Origin of the sequence: Streptomyces sp. MK37H (assembly GCF_018035285.1) — a bacterium.
Classification (GTDB): Bacteria; Actinomycetota; Actinomycetes; order Streptomycetales; family Streptomycetaceae; genus Streptomyces; species Streptomyces endocoffeicus.
In genome coordinates, this window is sequence record NZ_JAAAYH010000481.1 from 1 (window position 1) to 6,523 (window position 6,523).

A 6,523-nucleotide genomic window follows, 5' to 3' on the forward strand; every position below is an offset into this window, starting at 1 on the left:
GGGGTGGGTGAGGCGCGGGCCGGGGCGGTGGTGAGGTCAACCGCGTCAACCGCGTCAACCGCGTCAACCGCGTCAACCGCGTCGGCCGCGTCGGCAGAGGGTGCCGGGGAAGCCGGGGCGGCTCCGGAGGCCGGGCGGCGGCGGTTGCGGCGCCGGGGCAGCCCGGTGCCGAGCGGCGCGGGGGCATTGGGCGCGCCGGGGATGTCGCCCACGGACATGCCGTTCAGCAGGCCGCCCCCGGCGGGGTCCGCGGCGGCCGGGCCGAGCCCCGCGCCGCCCGCGTCCTGGTTCACCGTGCCGACGACCACGGGCTCCACGACCACCGGCCTGCGGTCCGCCGCCCGTACGGCGCTCGTCTGCTCGGTCAGCAGCCGGTGCGGTACGAAGACCACCACCCGCGTACCGCCGTACGCCGACGCCGTGGACAGCTCGACGCCGAAGCCCAGCTCCCGCGACCAGCGCCCCACACAGGCGAGCCCCAGCCGGGGCACCGCGCCCAGCTGGGCCAGGTCAAGACCGTCCCGCAGCTGGCCCACGGCCTTCTCCAGCACGTCCGGCGGCATCCCGAGCCCCGCGTCGTCGATCTCGATGACCGCGCCCGCCGCGACCTCGCGGATGGCGACCGCGACCTGGGTGCGGGAGGGGGAGAAGACCGTGGCGTTCTCCAGGAGTTCGGCCACCGCGTGCATCAGGCCCTCCACGGCGGGGGCCACCGCGTAGAGGGTCTGACCGCCGTGGACGTCCACCCGGCCGAACTCCACGATGCGCGACTGCGCGCCCCGCACACAGTCGAAGAGCGAAACCGGCCGGGTCTCCCGCCGCGCGGGCCAGATCCCGCACATCACCAGCAGCGTCTGGGCCTTACGGGTCATCTGGGCGGCGGCGTGGTCCGCCTTCATGACCTCGCCCATCAGCCCGGCGTCCTCGACATACTGCTCCAGGCCGTCGAGAACCTGCTGCTGCACCATCGACATGGCGTGCATATTGCGGGCCACGGACTCGAACGACGCCTGGACGGAGTCGCGCAGGATCCGCTCCCGGCGCGCCGCCTCGTCCAGATCGGTCTGTACGGCGGCCAGCCGGGCGACCTCCTCGCCGCGCTCGGCCGCCAGCGCCCGCTCTTCGGCCGCATTGGCTCGTTCCCGCTCGGAAACGGCTCGTTCTCGCTCGGTCGCCCTACGCGCCTCCGCGAGCGCGCGGCGAAGTCTGACCACCCAGGTGAGGCACAGTGATAACACCAGTACCAGCACCGCGGACGCGGCCAGCGCGACGGCCCCCGTCCCCGACAGCACCTTCGACACCTCCATCTGGGACACGGCCAAGAAAGGGCAGATACTACTGACCAACTGATCAGTCTGGTCCGGTAGTTGCCAAACTCTCACGACTGGGAAGCCGCGTCCGCATCGGGGTCGGGGTTCGGCTACGCCGCCCGGGGCAGGCGCAACAGCAGGCGAGCCCCGCCCCGCGGGCTGGTGAGCACCGTAAGAGTGCCGCCGTGGGCGTGAGCGATGTCATTGGCGATGGCGAGGCCGAGACCGGTGCCGCCGTCCTGGCGGGCCCGGGCGTCATCCAGCCGGGTGAACCGCTCGAAAACGCGCTCGCGGTCGCTTTCGGGGATGCCGGGGCCGTCGTCGTCCACGGCCAGTTCGACCATGCCGCCGTGGACCGCCACGGTGATCGAGACGCCGGTACGGGTGTGGCGGCGGGCGTTGTCGGCGAGGTTGGTGAGCAGCCGGGACAGCTGCACCCGGCTGCCGGCCACGACGGCGGCCCGGTCCTGGTTCCCGGATTTCGTGAGGTGGTCCCCGGCCATCGTGGGCTGGTCCATCGTCAGCGCGCCCGGGTGGCGCCGTACCTCCTCGGCCGCCAGCGCGCCGAGGTCCACCGCGGCCTTGGGCGGCGCCTCCTGCGCGTCGAGCCGGGCGAGCAGCAGCAGATCGGAGGCGACGGCCTGGAGCCGGTCGGTGTCCCGCAGCGCCTTGTGCACGGCGGCCGGCCAGTCGGTGCGCGACGGGCGGGCCAGGACCAGCTCGAGCTGGGCGCGTACGGCCGCGATGGGGCTGCGCAGCTCGTGCGAGGCGTCGGCCACGAACTGCCGCTGCCGGGTCATGGCCCGGTGCAGCCGGTCCAGCGTGGCGTTCATGGTCCGGGCCAGCCGGTGGATCTCGTCGCGCGCCCGGGGCACCGGCACCCGGCGGTGCAGATCGCGTTCGGTGATCTCGGTGAACTCCTGCCGCATCGCGGCGACCGGGCGCAGGGCGCGGCCCACCAGCAGCCAGGTGAGCCCCGCCACGAACAGCACCAGACCGGCGGCCGCGGGGGCGGCCTGGCGCAGCAGCAGCCCGGTGGCGCTGTCGAGGGAGGTGGTCGAGGGGCTCACCGTCACGCTGTACGGCTGCCCGGCCTCGACGGGCTCGGCGGGTTCGGCGGGGAGCGTCGAGAGCCCGGTCGACCCCTGCGAGCCGGCCTCCGTCGGGGTCGTGGGGGTGACCGTACGGCCGTAGGCGTCCTTGATCGTCACCTCGCCGGGGGCGACGACGAACGCCCGTTGCGGCATGGGCCGGGTCTTCCCCAGCTGGCCCTTGATCGCCACGGCGGCCTTCCGGGCGTCCAGGTCGGCGCTGGCACGGAGGTTGTGCTGGAGGGCGAGCACCAGGGCCAGCATGCACAGCGCGATCGCGAAGGCCACGGTCCCGGCGGCCGCCAGCACGGCCTTGGCACGCACGCTCAACCCGGACGTCAGGCGCGGGCGGTGCGTCCGCGCGCCCTCCGGCTCCTGCTGCCCGCGCGTCATGTGTTCCGCGTCCGCGATGTGCCCCACTGTTTCACCCTCCGTCGCGGGCCAGCAGATAGCCCGCGCCCCGTATCGTGCGGATCGACCGCCGTCCGTACGGCACATCGATCTTCCGGCGCAGACTGCGGACATAGACCTCGACGAGATTGGCCCCGCCGTCGTACGCGGCGTCCCACACGCTCTGCACGATCTCGGACTTGGAGACCACCTGCCCGGCGCGCCGGGCGAGGTACTCCAGCACGGCGAACTCCTTGGCCGTGAGCGTGACCTCGTCCGTCCCGCGCGCGCAGGCCAGCGCCGCGGGCTCCAGCCGCAGATCGCCCAGCTCCAGCACCTCGGGCCGGTCCAGCCCGCCGCGCCGCACCAGGGCGCGCACCCGGGCGATGAGGACGACGAAGGAGAACGGCTTGGTCAGATAGTCGTCCGCGCCCACGTCGAGCCCATCGGCCTCGTCGTACTCGCCGTCCTTGGCGGTGAGCATCAGGATGGGCGTCCAGTCGCCCTCCTCGCGCAGCCGCGAGCACAGCTGATAGCCGGAGCACCCGGGGAGCATCACATCCAGCACGATCGCCGCGTACTCGCCGGACCGGGCGAGCGCCAGGCCGCTCAGCCCGTCGGCCGCCGTCTCGATGGTGAAACCCTCCTGCTCCAGGCCTTCGGTGAGCAGCTCGCGGAGCCGGGCGTCATCTTCCACCACCAGTATGCGCACGCGGTCAGGATGGCACGGGCAAGCTGAGGCCCCGCTGAAACCGGCACCGGCTTCAGCGGGGCCTCAGGTGATTCAGCGAGGACTCAGCATCGGTGCGCAACGGTGAGTGCGCCGACGGATCAAGGGTTCTTCGGCAGCCAGTGCAACCCCCTGAGTGAAGGAGAGCTGTGCCCATGTCTCGTACCCTGCCCCGTGCTTCGGCCGCGAAGCGGCGCGGTGTCGTGCTCGCCGTGGCGGCCGGCGCCCTGGCGCTGGGGGCCGCGGCCCCCGCCTCGGCCTCGGCATCCCAGTCCGCCTCGGCGTCGGCCTCCGCCGCCAAGGGCAGGACGTCCCACGGTCCGGCCGTCTGTGCGATCCCGGCCGACGACGACAGCGCCACGCCGGCCAAGCCGGGCACGCCGGCCAAGCCGGGCACGCCGGGCACGCCGGGCACGCCGGCCACGCCGGCCACGCCGGGCAAGGTGGTTGGGCATGCCAAGTCGGTCAAACTGACCGAGGCGGGCAAGGCCGCCGGTAAGAAGGCCATCGCGGTGTCGAAGGACCGCTCCCGCGGACGCGAAGACGCCTGCGTCGTCATCCCCGCCTTCCCGACCCATCCCGGGAAGGCCTGCAAGGTCGTGGTGATCAAGCGTGGCTCCGGGAAGTCGGACTCCGTTCCCGCCTTCCCCGCGAAGCCGGGCGGGCACACCACGCCCGCCAAGCCGGGCAAGCCCACCACGCCCGCGACGCCCGCCAAGCCCGGTAAGCCGGGGAAGCCGGGCAAGACCTGCGTGATCGCCCTGCCCAAGGACGCGGTCCGGCCCGCCAAGCCGTCCGCGGACGCGAAGACCACGGCGGTCGAGGCCACCCGCGCGACCCGCTCCTGATCCACCGGCCGGCCAAGTGGGGGGTCGGCCGTCAAAAGGCCCGGCGCGCACGGCGCGCCGGGCCTTTTCGCGCGCCGTGGGACAGTTTCGCGCGCCGTGGGACAGTGTCGGCGCCCGGAAGCGTAGGACGAGCGAAGGCGTTCACACGACATGTCGATCATTCACAAGACCACGATGAGCCCGACCAAGTTGGAGCTCCTCACCCCGTGGCTGCCCCAGCAGCCGTGGTACGCCGCCGCGCGGCGCCCGCCGGAGCTGTCCAGGGTCGGGGGCTTCCGGCTCGACGATCCGGAGGGCGAGGTGGGGATCGAGTTCATGGTGGTCCGGGACGACGCCGGTGACCGGCCGGCCTGGTACCACGTACCGATGACCTACCGCGCGGCGCCGCTCGACGGAGCCGAGCGGGCCCTCATCGGCACGACCGAACACGGGGTGCTGGGGCAGCGGTGGATCTACGACGGGCCGCATGACCCGGTGCTGGTGGCCCAGTTGATCGCGCTCCTCCAGGGCCGCGCCGAACCGCAGGCGCAGAGCGAATCCCACACCCCCGACCCCTCCGTCACCGCCGAGGTGACCGGAGCCGGGCTCGACGTCCCGGCCGGGGCCACGGGGGCTCCGGCCGTCGCGAACGGGCCGGACGGCACCCGGCTGCTGCTGGGTGACGGGGGTCCCGCCCTCCAGGTGACGCGCGTTCTGCGCCCGGAGTCCGGTGCGGAGCCCACCGGGGTCCGGGGCGCCCGGGGCCATGTCAGCGCGGGCTGGCGGCTGTCGGAGGGCGGCGAGGCCCGCGGCCGGTACGTCGTGCTGTACGACAGCGACACGGCGTCCTGACACCCCGAACACCCCGTGAGGTGGGAGCCCCGGAAAGCGGCCGGAAAGCGCCGGAACGGCGGCCGGTGCTCCCACCGCGCCCATAAGGCCATCAGCAGGCCGATAGATCCAATGAATTGACACCCTGGAGGCGAAGCGAGGCGATTACGCCCGTTGTATTGACGTGCTCCGCTCATAGATCCTACCTTTCCCGGGGTCACTCCACGAGTTCCAGTAAGGTCCAGCAAGGTTCCGCAGGGAGGGACATGCCGGAGTACGTACGCTCACGCATCCGAGCGGTCCGGACGCCCAGGACCACCGGCGACACCCCGGTCATCGGCTACCGCATCACCGTCTCCGACGGCCGCACCGCCACCGTGACCGGCAGGGACGTCCTGGTCTCCCAGCCCCGGGCCAAGGGGATGCTGCGGGTGATCGGCGAGCTGCGCCCGGCCACCGCGTACACCTTCTCGGTCGCGGCCCTGACCGCCACGGGCACCGGCCCGTCGGCGGATGTGTCCGTCACGACTTCGAATGGGTGAGGGGGCGAAAGCTCAAATCCTGCTCTGAAACGGCACTCATCAGGGTTCATCACCGTTCAAAAAGACAAAACTGACGGTATTTGAGCAGTTCGGATGGACGCGGATGGAAACGGATGGACGGGGGCATTCCGATGTGTGCCATGACCAGACGCCCGGACCTCTATGACATCGCCTATCTGGTGGGCGGGCGGCCGTGGGTGATCCAGACCCTCCTGATAGCGCTCCAGGAGCGGGATGTGATCACCCTCCGGCGCTCCCGGATCCGCGCCACGGCGGGGGAGGGAGCCGGGCATCCGGGGGCCGAGCATCCGGGGGCCGAGCACCCGGTCGAGCGCGCGCTCATCGCACTGTGCCCGCGCTCGAAGCCGATGGACCATGTTGTGCCCGCGCTGCTCGGCGGACCCGAGCTGGCGGAGATCCGGCACCGGCTCGCCGCCGACGGCCTGCTCACCCGTCTCCGGGGCCGCCCCACCCGCATGGGCAGGCGCCGCGTGGAAGCGGCCGTGCGGGAGGGGGCGCTCCCCTCGTACGTCTTCTACGGCCCCGTCGTCGTCCCGGAACCGGCCCGGCGCAGGGCCGTCAGCGACGCGATACCGATCCCGACCGGCGACCCGGCCTACTGGGACCGGAACCTCCTCATCGCCTACGACCCCGAGTACGTGGACCAGGAGTCCTTCTACACCGCGCACGGCTGGGGCGGCGACTACGGGGCCCACGGCGGCGATCATGGCGGGAGCCACGGCGGCGACTACGGCGGCGGCCACCACTCCTGCGGTGGCGGCGGTGGCAGTGGCGGTGACTA

Annotated in this window: 7 protein-coding genes; 4 read left to right on the top strand and 3 right to left on the bottom strand. The window is 72.7% G+C overall.

Features of this window, described 5'->3' with window-relative positions; translation table 11 throughout:
• The 3 genes from GWI24_RS38345 to GWI24_RS38355 form a co-directional block, all read right to left on the bottom strand.
• Positions 1–1,307 (bottom strand): ATP-binding protein (locus tag GWI24_RS38345; RefSeq protein ID WP_247617474.1); only part of this gene is annotated, 1,307 nt, incomplete at its 3' end.
• A 113-nt stretch (positions 1,308–1,420) separates the two neighbouring features.
• Complete coding sequence (locus tag GWI24_RS38350; RefSeq protein WP_308344231.1) at positions 1,421–2,821, bottom strand: HAMP domain-containing sensor histidine kinase; 1,401 nt, start codon at positions 2,819–2,821, stop codon at positions 1,421–1,423.
• 4 nt (positions 2,822–2,825) lie between these two features.
• Positions 2,826–3,503 (bottom strand): response regulator transcription factor, encoded by a 678-nt coding sequence (locus tag GWI24_RS38355; RefSeq protein WP_210950658.1) that lies wholly within the window; start codon positions 3,501–3,503, stop codon positions 2,826–2,828.
• Positions 3,504–3,676: 173 nt separating this feature from the next.
• Here GWI24_RS38355 and GWI24_RS38360 point away from each other — a divergent pair, with 173 nt between their 5' ends.
• From GWI24_RS38360 to GWI24_RS38375, 4 genes are all read left to right on the top strand, one after another.
• Positions 3,677–4,369 (top strand): hypothetical protein, encoded by a 693-nt coding sequence (locus GWI24_RS38360; RefSeq protein WP_210950659.1) that lies wholly within the window; start codon positions 3,677–3,679, stop codon positions 4,367–4,369.
• Between the two features lie 150 nt (positions 4,370–4,519).
• Positions 4,520–5,200 carry a 1,4-alpha-glucan branching protein gene (locus GWI24_RS38365; protein WP_210950660.1) on the top strand — a complete coding sequence of 227 codons (681 nt, stop codon included), beginning with the start codon at positions 4,520–4,522 and terminating at the stop codon, positions 5,198–5,200.
• A gap of 245 nt (positions 5,201–5,445) precedes the next feature.
• Positions 5,446–5,721 carry a fibronectin type III domain-containing protein gene (locus tag GWI24_RS38370; protein ID WP_247617473.1) on the top strand — a complete coding sequence of 92 codons (276 nt, stop codon included), beginning with the start codon at positions 5,446–5,448 and terminating at the stop codon, positions 5,719–5,721.
• 140 nt (positions 5,722–5,861) lie between these two features.
• A partial coding sequence (locus GWI24_RS38375) for a TIGR04222 domain-containing membrane protein (protein ID WP_210950661.1) occupies positions 5,862–6,523 on the top strand: 662 nt, incomplete at its 3' end.

Bases quoted from the DNA above. Each gene is read 5' to 3' on its own strand.
- GWI24_RS38365 (WP_210950660.1), top strand. From the start codon at position 4,520: ATGTCGATCATTCACAAGACCACGATGAGCCCGACCAAGTTGGAGCTC.
- GWI24_RS38360 (WP_210950659.1), top strand. From the start codon at position 3,677: ATGTCTCGTACCCTGCCCCGTGCTTCGGCCGCGAAGCGGCGCGGTGTC.
- GWI24_RS38370 (WP_247617473.1), top strand. From the start codon at position 5,446: ATGCCGGAGTACGTACGCTCACGCATCCGAGCGGTCCGGACGCCCAGG.